Below are 17,025 nucleotides of genomic sequence, written 5' to 3'. Positions count from 1 at the left end.
GACACAAGTGCACCGCAACCGTTGGCGGGCAATTTGTCGCAATCGCGGTTTCCAGCGGCGGCTACACGCTTCGCCCCTGTCAGATTTGCCGGGAACGGGAGTGGGCTCAATACTCGCGTTCAAAAAAGATACCGGCCTTAGAAGATCCGTCCGCACCGACTTCACCACGGACCTTCAGTCCGCGGTCCAGATCAATGTCGACCTTCACCCGGCTGGAACCGGTACCCGTGCCTTGTTCAACGCCGACGTAGATGTTGTCATTGATGTATTTTCCGACAGCGACCGAAGGGCCGTTGTCCCCGTCCGTGTTGATGTCGATGGCATCCAGACCCAGAGACTTCCGGATCGTGGCAAGCGGTCCGTTGTCGCTGCCCCCGGTGAGCGTGGCTATGGCCGCCGCAAGCCGTGCCACCTGTGTGGGCGACAGGTTGCCGACGCTTTTGCCGAACAGAAGCAGTGCCAGAACTTCATCTTGCGGAAGTTCGGGGGACGAGGAGAACGCGATCTGGGGATCGTCTGCCTCGCCGCTCACGGTAACGGTGATGGTGGTGTCGCTCACGACTGTCGTTGCCGCAAAGTCGAGGACTGGTGTCAGTGAGCCCTCGAAAGTGGCGTTGCCGCGAGAGAAGATCAGGCGGCGTGTGAGAATGTCGAGCTGGCCACGCTTCAGTCCGAAAGCACCGATTGCCTGCGGCGAGGCCGTTGTGCCGACGATCTTGAGATTGCCCTGTAGTTCCGCATCAAGACCACGACCGCGAATGAAGATCCGTCCCGGTGCGGACAGGACGATGTCCAGACGCGGCGGGAAGGTCTTTTGCTGGGTCTGTGTTTGGGAGACTTCGCCACCAAGTTCTGCAACCTGCTGCTGGATCGCCTTGGAAGCATTGATATGCCGAACATCAACGGGAGGTATCGCACCGGGCAGATACTCGGGAATTGAGACGTCCGCCTTGTTGATCGATACCTGACCGCTGATAAGAGCAGATGCGCTGGTAGAAGCAAGCGGACCGGAAACCTTGAGATCCGCATCCACTTCCGCAGTCACCAGGCCAGGATCGACGTAGCGCCCATTGTCCAGTTTCAGGCTGAGATCCGCCGGAAATCCGTCCTTCATGCCAACAGTGCCTGACGCAGACATGGAGCCACCCGTCGCGAGGTCACCGGCAATGCCGTTTAGCGACGCTTCGTTCTGGCTGACAGAAGCCGTGCCGCGAATGTTCTGAACAGTGATACCTGTCGACAGGCTGGTGATCTTCAAACCGTTGGGCGTGGCGGTGATCTGGTAAGTGGGGGCTGCTGCCGAACCGCCGACATTGCCGCTCAGGGCGATTGTGCCTTCACCGCGCAAACCTGCCTCGATCATGGGGCGTCTGAGAGCCGCAGTCGGCACGTTGCCATTCAGGGTAAGAGCAATCGGATTGGGTTTCTGCAGCCCGACCGTTCCCGCAGCCGTGAGGTTCAGTCCATTCGGATCGCTGACCTTGGTTGTCTGGTCGATCCGGTTGTTCTTCAATGTGCCTGAGGTCGACAGACTGAGCGCGGCCAGACCGTTGTTTCGCAACTCGTTAGCCGTCAGACCTGTTCCGGAGATCGACCAGGTCGCTTCGGGAGCCGATGAGCTGCCTGAGGCAGATACTTTCCCGGAAAGAGCACCGCCGAGACCAAGCGAGGGGACAAAGGCGTTGGCAAGATTGAGCGGAATGGATGTCAGGTTGGCGTTCAGGTCAAGCGTCTCGCCGGCCTTGCCGGACACGGCAAGCGAGCCATTGCCAAGCTGAAGCTCCAGTGGTTCGATCGTCGCTTCACCGGCCGCATAGGAAATGGTTGTCGGCTGCTTCAACTGGCTGGCGATACCCTGATATCGCATGGCAAGCTCGGACAGGGCGACGACGTAGGAGCCAGCTTCCGGTTCGTTCACCTGCGCTGCAAGCGTCACGCCATCCTTGCCGTTCTTGTCCAGCTTGACGTCTGCCGTGATCGCGGTGCCGCCGTTTTGAGGCTGGGCTTGAAGGCTGACCGCATGAACCGGGGTCGCATCTGTCAGGATGTCTGAAAGCTGAATGTCCGCAGTGACGGTTTCCGGCTCGTATGGGGCAGTAAGATTGGCCTTGAGCTTCACGCTGCCGAGACTGACTGCGGGCACGCTGATATCGCTTCCGGTAACGTCAAGTGCGAGTTGCCGCGTTTCCGGATTGGCTGTCACTGTGCCTTGAACACGTCCGGCGATTTCCGTCAGAAGGAGAGGAGAGAGCGAGGCAAGGTCCGGAGCATCGATGTTCAACGTGCCCTTGAGCGTTTCAACAGGCTTGTCGAGATCTGCCAGAGAAAGTTCACCGGTCACGGTGTTGCCGGCCAGTTTGACGGAAAGCGGGCTGACACTTGCCCCACCGTCCTTGCTGGTAAGCTCGACATCAACGGCAATGGGTTGGCCATTCAGGCTGGCACTGCTGGTAATCTTGGCTGTAGGCGCGGCGGGATTGGCCGTTGCCTCTGCAGAAAGCTTCAAGTCATCCAGTGGTGTGCCTGCAAGCATGATCTGCTTTGAAGAGGCAACCGCCTGCACTTCAAGCGCGTCGATCGGACCTTCCGTGCTCGCTTCGAGTTCCAGCGAGCCGGCAAGTTGCGGATCGACCTTTGCGAGATCGGCAAGGCTGGTCGTCAGGCTGGAACTGAGTTCGTTCTGCCGGTAACGGGCATTCCCTTTCGCATCCAGCGCCTTGTTCGAAACAGCGAGACTGGTGACGGAAATATCGTCCACGCCTTGAAGATCGACAGCCACGTCGATGCGTGTTTCACCTTCAAGAAGCGCGTCGGCCTGAGGAATTGCCGTCCCGACATCCCTGGTGACGAGAGCGCTGGTGATTGTGCCTGACAGTTGGCTTGGATCAAGATCCAGCGAAAATGTTCCGTTCAAAGCACCGGCCAGATCGCGGCCTGCCAGCCCCGACAGACGGGAAAGGTCGGCGAGCGAAAGCCTGCCCGATCCGTTGACAGCGTCGGCTGACAGGTTCGTGTCCGACAGTGCAAGCGAGGCGACAGCGGTTGAAAGGGTCAGATCCTTGATCTGGGCCGATTGGGTTGAGCCGTTCACGGCGCCTGTAGCCTTCAATTCAAGTGAACCGGTCAAAGGCTCTGTTTGCGGGGTAATGCCTTCCAGCCTGTCAATGGCAAGCGAAAGCGAGAAGGGTGACGTCAGCGTTCCTTCGGAGAGATCTGCTCCATTTCCGAAGGACGACAGCGTGATGGCTCCAGTCCTGGCTTCCGTTGTCTGCAGCGACTTCAGGTCAATCTTGGTTTGCCAGTCGACCGCGGAGCGTTGTCCGGAAACACGTACCGTTCCGGTCAACGGACCGAAGGCAATGCGCCTCTCGCCAAGGTCGAGCGCAATCAGCGCGTCATTCCCGGCACTTACGGCAAGATCCGCCGTGGCGTTGACGGCATCGTTCTCAAGATCGGCCTTTGCTTCCAGAGAAAGTGTTTGTGTTTTCAAGGTCAGGTTGGCCGAAAGAGGGGCGAACTCCGTAGAGAACCTGGCAGCTCCTTTGGCATTTGTCGTTCCGAGCAGAAAGGCTTGTGCCGCGGGAGGTGCAAGTGGCGCGAGATCGCCGTCCAGATCGAAGGCCAGATGCCGTTCGGATGCATTTTCCTCGATTTTTGCCGAACCAGTGACGGTGGTCCTGTCATCGAGAGCCACACTCAGGTTGGCTGCCCAGTCGGTCAGGGGACCATCACCTTTGAGCGACAGATCCAGCGCAGGCAGGTCGGGAACTTCAAGAAGCCGTGCGGCAAGACCCCCGCGCGGTTCGGACACTTCAATATCGAAGGCAAGCGTTTCGGCGGCGGGTTCAAACTGTGCCTTGGCCACAAGACCGGCTTCTATGCCGTCGATCCGGTGCAGGTCGAGATCGGCAGTGACAAGCGCCGGGTCGAGCGCGAAAGAGCCTGATCCTGCGGCCGTCAGGGAGACAGGTACACCCAGCAGGGGAGCGCCGAGGTTGATTTCGTCAAGGCCCAGACGTTCGAGAGTGACGTTAAATGGCAGCGATACACCGCCCGAAGAGCTGCTCTCCTCGGTCGCTGCCACCTCTTCAGCCGGTGGTTGGACAGGTGTTCTTTCCAGATCTATCCGGGATGCGGTGAGAGAAGAAATATCGAGATTGCCGGCAAGGAGCCGCATGGGATGCCAGTCGGCGGCAACGTTCTCGACGTTCAGCCAGGTTCCTTCCTTGTCGGCCAGGGAGACCTTGCCGACTTCAGCCTTCAGCCCAAAGCTGATGTACAAATTTTCGATCGTGATGGTCTGATTGTCGGACGAGGCAAGCGTGCTGACGACGCTGGACACAAAGGTGCGGCCCGCCGGCACTTGCAGGGCACAAAGGGCGAGGACGGGAACAGCAATCGCAACCGCGATCAGGAATCCGAAGATTCGCAAGGAAAGTTTCAGAAAACGCATCTGCGTTAGAACGCCTGGCTCAAACCTACATAAAGGGCGAAGTCCGGGTCATCCTGTCCCGGATCCAGCGGCACCGCAGCATCGACTCGAAGCGGGCCTATTGGAGTAAAGTAGCGCAGACCAGCGCCAACGCCCACCTTCAGGCTCTCGGAAAAATCAGGAATGCTGTCTTCGTATGCATTACCTGCATCAACAAATCCAACAATTCCAATAGTTTCGGTTACCATGACGCGAACTTCACCGGAAAGCTCGATAATTGAGCGTCCACCGGTAACTTCACCATCCTTGCGTGGACCGACGTTGCGATAGGCGTAGCCACGGATGGACCCGCCACCACCGGCGATGAACCGCCGGCTGGCGGGAACCGATTCCACGGACGGCGCCAGGATCGACCCTGTGGAGACGCGGCCCGCAAGAATAAAACGCTTGGCCTGATCGAGCGCATAGTAACTGGAAACAGTGCCTTTGATGAAACCCATCGCGTTGCTGTTCAGGGTATCGTAAGCGGGCTCCGCAAACAGGGCTGCGAAAATCCCCTTGGACGGATTGAGCTTGTCATCACGGTTATCGAAGGTGAGGTCCGCCGGCAGTCCAACCAGCAGATAGTCGCCATCGCCGAAGGCGTCTTCTTCATTGGCGTAAAAGACCTCGGCGCCCGCGCGGCCTTTCAGCTGCTCGGAAAATTCCCTGTTGAGATAGGCGTCATAGGTAATCGACCGGCTCTTGTAGGCGTCAGGATGTTCCTGGCGTGCCTGCAGGCTGGTCGAAAAGCTGGTAAGCGGGCCGAAAACGCCTGGCTTTTCAAAGGCGATCCGCGCCGAGTACTCCATGTCGAGGACGCTCTCGTTGCCGATCCTGCCAACGGACCCTTCAACAGAGAGCAATTCGCCGCGGCCGAAGAGATTTCTTCTGCGCCAATAGGATTCGACACCAAAGCCCTCGGTACTGGACCAGGAAGCACCGGCACCGATCACGTGGCGCTTGCGCTCGCTCACCTCGATGGTGACCGGCATGGTGCCGTCTGGCCCTTCGATTTCACCTTCCACGAGCCGGATGGACGAGAAGATGCCGAGTTCGTTGAGCCGTTTGCGTGCACGGGCCAGGTCTTCAGGCGAATAGACGCCTCCGACCGGAAGCATTGCCTGCTGGACGACGAAATCCGGGTCAGTGACTTCCGTACCTTTGACCGAGACCGGGCCGAAACGTGCCTGATGGCCGGCATCGGCGATCAGCACCACGGCGAGGGTGTTGGTGCTATGGTCCGCCGTTATCCGGCGTTCCGCGATCCGCGCCTTCGGATACCCGCGATCGCGCAGAACCGCGATCATGCGCTTTTCCGCCGTCAGGATCTTGCCGGAAGCAGCGACCTCGCCTTTCGCGAGGCCCCAGAAGGACGGGTCGGTGGACAGATCGCCGTCCTGGGACGAAACGTCGATATTGCTGAAGGTGAAGACCGGCCCCGGATTGACCAGAATCTCAACCTTCACCGGCCGAGCGTCAGGCAAATCACTTTGTTCAAGAGCGGTTTCAAGCGGAATGCCTGCAAGCGTGATATCGACAGTTCCACCGTAGCGGCCATCGGCATAAAGCTGGGCGATCAGCCGTTCGCGATCAGAAAGAGAGCGTGCGAGCAGGCCTGCCTCGCCGGAGGGAGGCTTTTCCTGTTGCTGCACCAGCAGCGAGGCGTCTCTCAATTCCTTGGTGAGATCATCCGCACCATTGGAGATTGTCAGGTCTGCCTCGTAGGGCAGGGGATCGGGAACAGCGTTGGCTTCGTCTTCCGCCGATTCGAAAAACTTCCAGCCGAATATTTCAAAGGAATTTGCGGGAAGGGGAGCAGCAAGAAGAAGGGCACAGGCCAACCCAGCACCAGCCGGGCGCAAGGCAACAAAAGAAACACCGCCAGCCAACCAGGCTGCCAATGAGGAAAATGCGTTGAAACGCTTGCCGGCGAACCTGCCGGACTTGCAAGACGGTAGACCCTTCACTCACTGCCGCCTGTTTAATTGGTCAGCCGAATTGCATCTGATAACAGCGCAATTCAACCATCTGCGTTTGCAGCCCCTACGTTACGCACCTTAAAGGGCCATGGTTAAGCGAATACAAACACGATAGACCATGGCGCCGGAACGAGTTCAAGAGAGAAGGTGGCACAAGACTTTAGTGAATGTGCCGAAAGAACGCGCGAAAGTATTCTTGCGCGCGCTTTCGTGCCGGCCGGTTATTACTCAAAAAAGCGCTTCTTCCTCCGGGAGGTCAAGCAGACGGCGAGCAGCCGTCAAGGTGTTGACCATCAGCATGGCAATCGTCATTGGACCAACGCCGCCGGGAACCGGTGTTATGGCACCTGCAACCTCTGCTGCTTCTGCAAAGTTCACATCGCCAACCAGGCGAGCCTTGCCTTCACCCAGGTCCGGAGCCGGGATTCGGTTGATGCCGACATCGATAACGGTCGCGCCCGGTTTGATCCAATCGCCCTTGATCATCTCCGGCCGACCGACCGCCGCGACGACAATGTCCGCGGAACGCACGACGTCCGGCAGGTCTCTTGTGCGGCTGTGAGCGATCGTGACAGTGCAGCTTTCCTGAAGCAGAAGGCTCGCCATGGGTTTGCCGACGATGTTGGATCGGCCCACCACGACTGCGTTGAGACCCGAGAGCGTGTCACCGAGTGTGCGCTTCAACAGCACCAGACTACCGGCAGGTGTGCAGGGCACCAGCGCACTGTCCCGTTCTCCGGCAGTCAGCAGTCCAACATTGACAGGATGGAAACCGTCGACGTCCTTTTCCGGGCGGATGAGGCGCAGCACCTTGCTCTCGTCGATATGTCCCGGCAAAGGCAGCTGCACCAGAATTCCGTGAATATCAGGGTCGTTGTTGAGCTGGTCGACAAGTGCCAGCACAGCGTCCTCGCTGGTGTCGGCAGCGAGCGTGTGTTTCACGGAGTGAAAACCGCAGGCTTCGGCGGCCTTGTCCTTATTGCGTACGTAGACCTGGCTGGCAGGATCCTCACCCACCAGGACGACCGCCAGACCGGGGCGTTTGCCGCTGGTTTCCAGCAGCTTGGCTGCCCGGTTGGTGATTTCTTGCCTGACACTTTCCGCGATAGCCTTGCCATCGATGATCTGAGCCTTGGGCATTCGGCCTCCTCATTAGGTCGCACGTCTTCTTAAACCGGCGACAAGCTATAGAGCTCTGTATCGAAATGAAAAAGGCCGAATGCGTCTTTTACTGCTCTGGTTTCGCCATGCACGCCTTTTTGACGCCGACGGCCCGGTCAAAGTGATTCTGCGAAATCGTGAAGTTCCGAGATGGCGCAAACGATGTGATAGAGCGAACTTGCCGGTGCAGGTTCATCGACGAAGGTTCCGTCGGGAGAGAGCTTGTCTCGCCACAAGCCGGCGGGGACGTCTGCAAAATAGACCTTCAGTGCCTGGACGGCTTCCGGAATATCTGCCAGGTAGGCGTCCCTTTCCGCGCCGGTTGAAACTTCTGCCAGAGCGACGGCGGCCTTGATCCATTCCGTCTGTCCCCACAGGCGTGCCATGGGGTCTCTGACGGAAAAATCGTCGTTCAAGGCCATGAAGGCAACACCGCGGCTTTCGTCTATGCCGTATGTCCATGCAATGTCATAGAGGCGCCGCGCAGCAATCAGGGCGCCCGCATCCATTCTCGATTGCCCCCATCTTGTCAGGAGCCACGCCCATTCGAACTGGTGACCGGGCTCCATGACACGGCCCTTGTCACCATCAAATGGGGTCCAGTCGCTGTTGAAGAATTCTCGAAGCCCGCCTGAAACCGGGTCGATGAAACGCGTCAGGGCAAGTTCGGCGATCTCATCGGCAAGGTCCGCCCAGGCAGAATCTGAGGAGACTTTTTCCCATGCGAGGCACGCTTCGAACATGTGCATGTGCGGATTGGAGCAAAGCGGTGCCTTCGCGGGAGAGGCTTCTTGAAATCCTGCTTCCGGATGACGATAGGCCGTCATCAGATGAGCCAGCAGCTTGTCTGCGTGTTCGCTTGCTCTGGTTTTACAGGCGGGAAGATCCGCTGCCAGCTTGGCGAAGCCAAAGAGGGAAAAAGACTGATTGTAGAGGTCGAAACTCGTGTCTGTGACTGTGTTATTCATGTCAACACAAGAGGCGTAGTGTCCGTCCGGCATCAGGAAAGTGCTCGTGTACCAGCCATAAAGTTCGGCCGCTAATTCCTCGGCTGGTCCCGTCCACCCGAGCTTCTTGCCTTCCAGAAAGGAATAGATCTGCCTGCTCACGACCCGCGCGCGCCGCGTGACCGGAAGGCCGGCACCAGTATTGAGGTCGATAACGTCAAGACTGGTTTTTGTTTGCGGGTCGATACCGGCAGTTGACCAGAGCGGCAAGGCAGAATCCCGCAGCCAGATTGTTAATTCTGACGAGAGAATTTTAATGTTTTTAATGTCGTTATGCCGGTTGCTGGCGGTCATAAGATACCCCGAAGACAGATGTTGGAAGCTCTGACGCTGAATTCGATTATCGACGCTCACATGCCGAACAGAAGACGATAAATTGGAAATTTATCAATTCACTAGGAAAAGACGGTGTAGTGTTACAGCAAAGTCACAGCTGGGAGGTTTCTCCCGGGGAAAGCTGCGATGCGTCTTGGACAACCTTGCAAGAGGGTGTTACCAGACTTGGCAGCAATTTGGGTGGATTGGGTACTAATGCGTTTTTTGTCAGTATTGGCGGCTGCCGGAGTTCTGTTTGGATGCTCCGCCCTGCCGGGCGAGGGCCCGGCTGCGATAAATATTTCGTCGCAAGATGTCGAAACCAGCGCGCAGACGGGTGATTACACCGTCGTCGTTGTCGAACCGTCCAATATTGACACCATCAAGAATTACCGCCCACTCGCTTTCGCCAACCAGTTCCACGGAGTTGGAAGTGGCGGGTCTTCAACGCTCCTCGGCGTTGGCGACACGCTGAATGTCACTATCTGGGAAGCGTCGCCAGACGGCCTGTTCAGCAGTGGCGGTGGCGGGTCGAGCAACATTCCGTCCGTTGTTGACGAGAGCGGCTATATCTTCGTGCCGTACGCTGGCCGTATACGGGCAGCAGGCCTCAGCATTGAGGGCTTGCGCCAATCGGTGCAGCAGAAACTCGTTGGCAAGGCCGTTGAGCCGCAGGTTCTGATTTCTCTCCGAGACAAGCTGAGCTCAACCGCGGTTGTCGTCGGCGATGTCGCCAAGCCGGGCGTTTATCCGCTGCCGCTGCGAAATACTCGCCTGCTTGACCTCGTTGCGCAGGCAGGTGGCGCGCGCGACGCGACCTATGAGACCGTGGTTACGCTGAAGCGCGGCAATCGCGCCGGTACCACGCGTCTGGAAGATCTGATCGACTATCCGGAAAACAACGTTCTGATCGCGCCGAACGACAACATTCTTCTGTCGCATCGCCCGCGTACTTTCTCTGCTTTTGGTGCCCTCAAGGCAAACCAGCTCGTTCCGTTCAGGACGAAAACCGTCACAATGGCCGAGGCCCTGGCGACGGTGGGTGGTTTGCGGGATGATCGCGCGGATGCAAACGGTGTGTTCCTGTTCCGCTTCGAAGATGCTGCGCTTGTGCGAAAGCTCAAGCCTCTTCTCGCGGACAAATTGACGGGCTCGCAGAGCGTTCCACTTGTATATAAACTGAGCCTTCGCGATCCGAAGGGCTTTTTCATGTCGCAGAAATTCGAAATGCGGGACAAGGACATCCTGTTCGTTTCGAACCATCCGACTGCTGAGCTTGGCAAGTTCCTACAAATCATCGCACCGCTCATCAGCAACTACTCTGTGGTAAGTAACCTCACAGAATAACAGTTGCCGTAAGAAGATTTAACGGCTCAGATAAACATGGTGGGCCGTTAAAGCCGGTAGGTTGGCAGATTGCATGGTTTCAGTCAGTTCAATGGTGGTGCTGTTTCTGCAAGGGCCGCCTGGCGTTTTTGCGCGAACCATTGCCGACAGCCTTGAAAAAGCAGGGGCGTCCACACGCCGTGTGAACCTGTGTGCCGGCGACTGGATCGGTTGGCACGACCGCAGATGTACATCCTATCGCGGTTCCTTGCGAAACTGGCCAAACTGGCTTCGAGCCTACTGTCTCGACCAGAAGATTACCCACATCGTCTATTACGCGGATCGTGTGCCTTATCATGTCGCAGCGGCGGAAGTGGGGGCGGAACTCGGCATAACGTGTCTGACCTTTGAGAATGGCTATCTGCGTCCGGACTGGATAACGCTCGAGCATTGCGGAATGTCCGCGCACTCCCGGTTTCCGGATGATCCGGAACTCATCATGAAAGTAGGCAGCAGCCTTCCGGATATCGACCGGCAGGCACTTTACAAGTACCCGTTCATCAACGAAGCGGTGAACGAGGTAACCTACAATATGTCGAACGTGATCTTCGCGTTGTCATATCCCAGGTATGTCCGTGACAAGCTTTATCATCCGCTGATCGACTACCTGAGCAATATTCCGCGATTCTCGCTCGCCAAAAGCCGCAACAGGCATGCCCACCACGTGATTGACGACATTATTGCGACTGGCCTGCCATACTACGTCTTTCCCCTTCAGCTTCAGAGCGACTATCAGCTGCGCTATAACTCCCAGTACGACCATATTGCGGATGCTGCGGAGGAGGTCATCAAGTCGTTTGCAGAAAACGCACCTGCCGCGGCGCGCCTTGTCTTCAAGGTCCACCCTCTGGACAATGGCATGGAGCCTTGGGGGCGAATCCTGCGGACGCTCGCCAAGAAATATCGGGTCAAGAAACGTGTGGTTCTGGTGGATGGTGGCAACCTGAACCGGCTTTTGGAACACGCAGCAGGCTCATTGACGATAAACAGCACCACCGGTCTGCATGCCCTCAGAGCGAATTGCCCCACGAAGGTTCTTGGCATCGCACTTTATGATATCGCGGGGCTGACCTGCCAGAACCCTCTTGATGATTTCTGGCGCAACCCGACGATGCCGGATCAGGATCTGCTGGATGCGCTTGAACGGTTGCTTGCCGCGTCCATTCAGGTCAAGGGATGTTTCTACACCAAGGAAGGCAGAGAGGCGGCTGCCGACATGATGGCGGAACGGATGATTGCGGACACGGTTAATTTGCCGCAAGCATTCTGTGAAATGCCGCCTCGTTTACAAAAGGCGCAGGCGAGAGGGATCGCAACGACCTTTTCCGAACAACTGGAACGGCGTGGCAAAACCGAACGGTGGACACATGTCTGGCGCGGTTGAGCCGTCTGTGGCAACGGAAACTCGCCCAAACGTCGTAAGACGGGTCTTATTTCTGCAGGGACCGTTATCTCCGCTCTACAAGCAAACGGGTGATTGCCTCAAAGCCCTCGGGTTTGATGTTCACCGGATCAACTTCTGCGCTGGTGACTGGCTACATTGGCACGGAAAGGGCTGTATCAGTTTCAAGGGGCAGCCATCCGAATGGCCGGCCTACATAGAAGACTATCTGCGCAAACACGAGATCACAGATCTCGTTCTTCATGGGGATCAGCGCCTTTACCATCGCGTTGCTGTCGAAAAGGCAGTCCGGCTAGGCGTTTATGTTGCCGTGACAGAACTTGGGGCATTGCGGCCCGGCTGGATGACGCTGGAGCGAACCGGTTTGTCCACGCTCAGTCACTTTCCTTCCGACCCGGCTGCGATAAGGCGTATAGCCGAGACTGCGGAGGCGGTGGATCTCACCCCGCGTTATCCCTCCAGCTTCTGGCTCCAGACAGCTCCAGACATAGTTTATAACCTGACGAATGTCTTCCTGAAGCCGCTCTATCCCGCCTATCAGCGGCACACGATCTATTCCCCGGTCGCTGAATATCTGCGCGGAGCAGTCAGGCTGTTGACGGAAAAGCGGAGGAACAGGGCAGCAGAACGCCAGCTTGCGGAATTGCAGGAGAAGGCGGTTCGCTATTACGTGCTGCCGTTGCAGCTGGAGGGAGATTTCCAGTTGCGCAGACATTCACCATTTCAGAGTTTTGAAGAGGTTCTGGAGGTCGTTTTCCGCTCCTTGGCCGAAGTGGCAGATGACGACGTTCATCTGGTCTTGAAGAGCCACCCTCTCGATGTCGGCTTCGAAGACTGGCCGGGTGTTGCCAATCTACTTGCAGACCGCTTCGGCTTGCAGCACCGGGTGCATTTTCTCGATGGCGGCGGCCTTGCAAAGCCGTTCGAGCAGGCGCTCGGGGTCGTGACACTGAATTCCACCGCCGGGCTGGAAGCCTTGCAAGCTGGTGTGCCGGTGAAGACGCTGGTGCCGGCCCACTATGATATTGCCGGCCTGACCCACCAGGGTGATCTGGCGAGTTTCTGGAATAATCCGGATCAGCCGGATCGTGACCTTCTCCTCACTTACGTTCAGGCGCTGGCAGCTTCAACGCAGGTGAGAGGTTCAATCCACAATTCGGAAGGTGTCGCAGTTGCGGCAAAAAACATTGCCGAAAAGATTGCCAATAGAGACTTGAACGCCTTCGGAGCCTATGTCGATCCTCCTCCCAGGCTCGCCAGGGCACGTTCGCTCGGAGTGCCGTTGTGATCGGTTGGTTGAAGGGGCATAAGTCGGCGTTGAAGATTGCCGATCCGGAGCTTCGGCCTTTGGAAGCCCGGCTTCAAGCGGCTGTCGAGGGCGGGATCCTTGAGAGTTCAGATACCAGTCCATATCAGGCAGTTTGGCTGAAAAACGCCAATGCGTTCAGCAGCATGAAATCCACCACAGGTGGCCTTCTTCTGGTCCTGGAAGGACCGACCCCTGCACAAGCCCGGCGGCTGCCTTCCAGCTTAATTCTTTTGCCAGTGAGCCGCACAGAGCTGAAAGAACGGTCTTTGATGAGCGTCGCCTGTGACACGCTAATTCGGCAGTTCGTCACACATGGCCGAAACATTGCGTCGGTTTGCGATTTTGCAGGCACTTGGCGTGAGCAGTTGCTCTCCTGTTCAGCGGCGGGCGAAACAGAGATCATTGGAACCGAAGGTCTTTCGCTTCAGAGGCTTTTGACCGGAGACGAAGTCCAACAAGAGGGAGCGTTGTTCTGGACCGAGCTCAAAAACAGGGCCGCTCTTGAGCAGATAGCCATCGACGATTTGCTGAACTGGATACTGTCGTGCCGGACTGCCTGGTTCTCACCTTATACAGGCGATCTTCTGCACCCTGGTGAGGCCTTGGAGATCCACTCGCTCATGCAGGAGCAGTGGCAGGACAACGCCATGCCTGGCCATTGCTACGGCGCGCAGTATTGGAACCATCCTTCGATCAACGCCACCTTTTCCGGAAAAGGCGGGGCGGTCACGTTTCACGAAACCCAACAGGACGCTGTCTCAGCCGCACGGAGTGACGGCGGGCGGATATATTCCTGGGCAGGGCGCACCGATCCCGCGTTCGAGCAGATCTGCATACAAAACGGGATTCAGTTGTCGCGCATAGAAGACGGTTTCTTGCGCTCCGTCGGTCTTGGTGCAGGCCTTGCAAGAGGGGCTATGCTTGCGGTCGATGACCTCGGCATCTACTACGACCCGTCTCGGCCCAGCCGGCTTGAAGTTCTACTGAATGAGTACGAGCTTTCACCGGCAGAACGGGAACGGGGCGAAACTTTGATCGACCTGATCATCCGCGCCAGGGTCTCCAAATACAATTTCGGCAAGACGCGTTCATTTGCCTATCCGGCCAACAAGGAAAAGATCCTTGTACCGGGGCAGGTTGCGGACGATGCGGCAATCAGAAAATCCAGATCTGCGACAATCGATTGCGCCAACACACCGAACGTGAATCTCGATCTGCTTCGCCTCGCCCGTGCCCGTCATCCCGAGGCGTTCCTGATTTTCAAGCCACATCCCGATGTTGAGACCGGTTTGCGCAAAGGCAAGGTGCCCCGTGAAACCGCGCTGGAATACGCCGATGAAATTGCCGAAGATGCGAATATCATCGACCTCATAGAGGCAGTCGATGGCGTCGAGACTTTTTCTTCGTTATCGGGGTTCGAAGCTTTGCTACGGGGCAAGAAGGTGTGTGTCCATGGAGCGCCCTTTTATGCCGGCTGGGGCCTTTGTGAGGATTTGACCCAGATTGAAGGCAGGGGCACAAGCCGCACCTTGCCGGAGCTGGTCTATCTGGCTCTCGTGAAGTATGCCCGTACAATTGACCCGGTTTCCTTGTTGCCATGCTCACCGGAGTTTCTGGTTGCGCGGCTAGCGGAGCAGCGGACAGACAAGCGGCACCTTCTGGTGACCGCGATCAAGCAGCACTCGTCCTGGCTAGGCAGAAAACTTGGAATCTAACCCTCATGGGAGAGGCAAGAATGGCAGGCGAAACACAAAAAGTCATCGTGTTGACCGGTGCCAGTGGCGGCATAGGGCAGGCGCTTGCTCGTGAATACGCTGGCCCTGGCATCTATTTCGCCCTCATTGCCCGGGACGAGGCGCGGCTGGAAGCTTTGCTGAAGGAAATTCACGAGCTTGGCGCAGACGGTGAAATCTGCGCCATCGATATTCGTGATCGCGAAGCACTGCATGGCTACCTCTGCGATCTGGATGCACGGCATCCTGTCGATCTGGTCATTGCAAATGCTGGTGTGACTGCCGGGCTCGGTCCCAACCGAACGCGCGAATCGAATGCCGACAGCGATCGGCAGATTGATGTGAACTATCGAGGCGTGGTCAACACTCTCACGGGCCTCGTCGACAACATGCAAATACGCCGGCAGGGGCAACTGGTGCTTATCTCGTCTCTGGCCGGAATGCGTGCCTTGCCGGATATGCCGAGCTACAGCGCCACGAAGGCGGCACTCATTGCCTACGGGCATTCCCTTCGCGGTTGGTTGAAGCCCTTCGGCATATCCGTGACGATCATCTGTCCGGGGTTCATCACTTCACCGATGTCTGCGCGCCACAACGGTGCCAAACCATTCGAAATGCCGGCTTCAAAAGCAGCCGCATTGATGCGACGGGCAATCGACCGTCGCAAGCCGTTCTATGCGTTTCCGTTTTTGCTGGCCTGGGGTATTCGCCTTCAAAATCTGTTGCCGACGAAGATCGGCGATCTCTTCATGGGCGGTTTTGATGTGACGATTGATCAGGATCCGCGTTATCGAGAGAACTCTGACAGGTAGGCTTCCATTGAACCGGACACGACAACATATCCGTGTCCGGCAATTGCGGGAGGCATGATGCCCAAATCTTTTAGCGCGTAGCCTTGATAAGCCTGTCGACGGCAGTTCCGTCCGCGCGCATGGCGTCGAGTTCGGACGCTGTTGTCTCTACAGCGCGCCGGATCTGGTCTTCGGTATGTTCGCTCGTAATGAAGAACCGAATGCGCGCTGATTTTTCAGGCACGGCCGGAAAAATGATCGGCAGGGCATTGATTCCCTTTGCGAGCAAACGATTGGAAAGTGTTGCGGCACTTGCAGAATCGCCGACAATGACGGGAACCACCGCGTAGCCGGCACTGGGGCCGGTGTTCAGTCCGGCTTCCTTTGCGAGCTCCAGAAAGAGTGCTCCGTTCTTCTGAAGCTTTGTGACTCGCTCAGGTTCCTGCTCGAGCAGTTCGGCAGACGCAATGGCAGCGCCCGCGAGCGCGGCGGAAAGTCCAACGGAAAACACGAAACCCGGCGCAGACACTTTGAGGTAGTCGCACAAGACCTTGGATCCGGCGATATAGCCACCGCAGGATGAGAAGGTCTTGGACAGCGTCCCCATCCAGATTTCGACTTCAGTCGGGTCTATTCCGAAATGCTCGGCGATGCCCTTGCCGGTCTTGCCGAGGACACCGATGGAATGTGCTTCGTCGACCATCAGCCAGGCGTCATAAGCCTGTTTGAGCTTCACGACCCGCTTCAGGTCTGGGAAATCTCCATCCATCGAATAGAGACCTTCCACAACAACAAGCACCTTGTCGAACTTGTGCCGATGATCTGCGAGCATCTTTTCCAGAGCATCAAGATCATCATGAGGGAAGTTCATGCGGGTCGCGCCGGAAAGGCGAACACCTTCGGCAATCGAGTTGTGCACGAAAGAGTCTGTCAGGACCAGATCACCCTTGTGGACCAAATGGCCGATCGTCGTGACGTTGGTGGCATGACCGGACACCATGACGATCGACGATTCCACACCGTGGATCCTCGCCAGCGCTGCTTCCAGTTCTGCGTGGAAAGGGCGCTCGCCGGCAACAATACGGCTTGCGGAAACGCTCGTGCCGAACTTGTCGACATAGGCCTTTGCGGCCTCGTTGACCTTGGGGTGCCCGTTCAGGCCGAGGTAGTTGTAAGAAGCGAAATTGTCGTAGTTGCTGCCGTTGATGACGCTCGTACCCGCTGCCAGCCCGTCGTGAGGTCGGAAAAACGGATTTTCGATCCCCATCATATCTGCCGCAGCTCTGTGCATCTGCAATTGCTTGACCTGCGGCAGCTCCTTGAAGTCATAGACCTTGCGCTTCGGGGCTGCCGCTTGTGGACGTGCCGACGAAGACGTCGCCCGTCCACGCGCAGAACGGCGGTTGGCTTTCAAGCTGTCCATCAGCTTGGCGCGATCATCAGCGCCCATACCAGTCAATCCTTTTAT

10 protein-coding genes are annotated in these 17,025 nt (G+C 57.4%); 5 read left to right on the top strand and 5 right to left on the bottom strand.

All coding sequences use genetic code 11. From position 1 onward, the window contains the following. Positions 1-106: 106 nt before the first annotated feature. From FIU93_RS22030 to FIU93_RS22015, 4 genes are all read right to left on the bottom strand, one after another. A complete protein-coding gene (locus FIU93_RS22030; RefSeq protein ID WP_152506754.1) occupies positions 107-4,453 on the bottom strand; it encodes a translocation/assembly module TamB domain-containing protein in 4,347 nt (1,448 codons plus the stop codon). Positions 4,454-4,458: 5 nt separating this feature from the next. Then, entirely contained in the window at positions 4,459-6,441 is a 1,983-nt protein-coding gene (locus tag FIU93_RS22025; protein WP_209010200.1) for an autotransporter assembly complex family protein, read from the bottom strand. A 240-nt stretch (positions 6,442-6,681) separates the two neighbouring features. Further along, positions 6,682-7,593 carry a bifunctional methylenetetrahydrofolate dehydrogenase/methenyltetrahydrofolate cyclohydrolase FolD gene (folD, locus tag FIU93_RS22020; protein WP_022999442.1) on the bottom strand — a complete coding sequence of 304 codons (912 nt, stop codon included), beginning with the start codon at positions 7,591-7,593 and terminating at the stop codon, positions 6,682-6,684. A gap of 137 nt (positions 7,594-7,730) precedes the next feature. Next, positions 7,731-8,831, bottom strand: a complete 1,101-nt coding sequence (locus FIU93_RS22015) for an AGE family epimerase/isomerase (protein WP_353621960.1) — start codon at positions 8,829-8,831, stop codon at positions 7,731-7,733. Positions 8,832-9,152: 321 nt separating this feature from the next. Between FIU93_RS22015 and FIU93_RS22010 the strand changes: the two genes are divergently transcribed. The 5 genes from FIU93_RS22010 to FIU93_RS21990 all read left to right on the top strand — a co-directional run bounded on the left by FIU93_RS22010 (position 9,153) and on the right by FIU93_RS21990 (position 15,578). Beyond that, positions 9,153-10,283, top strand: coding sequence for a polysaccharide biosynthesis/export family protein (locus FIU93_RS22010; RefSeq protein WP_055653909.1), 1,131 nt, complete (start codon positions 9,153-9,155; stop codon positions 10,281-10,283). Positions 10,284-10,356: 73 nt separating this feature from the next. Beyond that, positions 10,357-11,706, top strand: coding sequence for a capsular biosynthesis protein (locus tag FIU93_RS22005; RefSeq protein WP_208993338.1), 1,350 nt, complete (start codon positions 10,357-10,359; stop codon positions 11,704-11,706). After that, complete coding sequence (locus FIU93_RS22000) at positions 11,690-13,012, top strand: capsular biosynthesis protein (protein ID WP_152506752.1); 1,323 nt, start codon at positions 11,690-11,692, stop codon at positions 13,010-13,012. Before FIU93_RS22005 ends, FIU93_RS22000 begins: the two co-directional genes overlap by 17 nt. A gap of 290 nt (positions 13,013-13,302) precedes the next feature. Further along, positions 13,303-14,748: a capsular biosynthesis protein gene (locus FIU93_RS21995; protein WP_173017380.1), complete on the top strand. Its 1,446-nt coding sequence runs from the start codon at positions 13,303-13,305 to the stop codon at positions 14,746-14,748. A gap of 20 nt (positions 14,749-14,768) precedes the next feature. Continuing rightward, positions 14,769-15,578, top strand: coding sequence for an SDR family NAD(P)-dependent oxidoreductase (locus FIU93_RS21990; RefSeq protein ID WP_152506750.1), 810 nt, complete (start codon positions 14,769-14,771; stop codon positions 15,576-15,578). A gap of 70 nt (positions 15,579-15,648) precedes the next feature. On the opposite strand, the gene FIU93_RS21985 is transcribed toward FIU93_RS21990, so the two are convergent. Then, entirely contained in the window at positions 15,649-17,007 is a 1,359-nt protein-coding gene (locus FIU93_RS21985; protein WP_075282607.1) for an aminotransferase class I/II-fold pyridoxal phosphate-dependent enzyme, read from the bottom strand. Positions 17,008-17,025 lie beyond the last annotated feature (18 nt).

The organism is Labrenzia sp. THAF35 (genome assembly GCF_009363595.1).
Taxonomy (GTDB): Bacteria; Pseudomonadota; Alphaproteobacteria; order Rhizobiales; family Stappiaceae; genus Roseibium; species Roseibium algicola.
This window is presented reverse-complemented; position numbering and strand designations above follow the sequence as displayed.

Excerpts from the sequence above, each read along its gene's own strand:
- FIU93_RS21990 (WP_152506750.1), top strand. The coding sequence starts at position 14,769 with ATGGCAGGCGAAACACAAAAAGTCATCGTGTTGACCGGTGCCAGTGGC.
- FIU93_RS22010 (WP_055653909.1), top strand. The coding sequence starts at position 9,153 with ATGCGTTTTTTGTCAGTATTGGCGGCTGCCGGAGTTCTGTTTGGATGC.
- FIU93_RS21995 (WP_173017380.1), top strand. The coding sequence starts at position 13,303 with ATGAGCGTCGCCTGTGACACGCTAATTCGGCAGTTCGTCACACATGGC.
- FIU93_RS22005 (WP_208993338.1), top strand. The coding sequence starts at position 10,357 with ATGGTTTCAGTCAGTTCAATGGTGGTGCTGTTTCTGCAAGGGCCGCCT.
- FIU93_RS22030 (WP_152506754.1), bottom strand. The coding sequence starts at position 4,453 with ATGCGTTTTCTGAAACTTTCCTTGCGAATCTTCGGATTCCTGATCGCG.
- FIU93_RS21985 (WP_075282607.1), bottom strand. The coding sequence starts at position 17,007 with ATGGGCGCTGATGATCGCGCCAAGCTGATGGACAGCTTGAAAGCCAAC.
- folD (WP_022999442.1), bottom strand. The coding sequence starts at position 7,593 with ATGCCCAAGGCTCAGATCATCGATGGCAAGGCTATCGCGGAAAGTGTC.
- FIU93_RS22000 (WP_152506752.1), top strand. The coding sequence starts at position 11,690 with ATGTCTGGCGCGGTTGAGCCGTCTGTGGCAACGGAAACTCGCCCAAAC.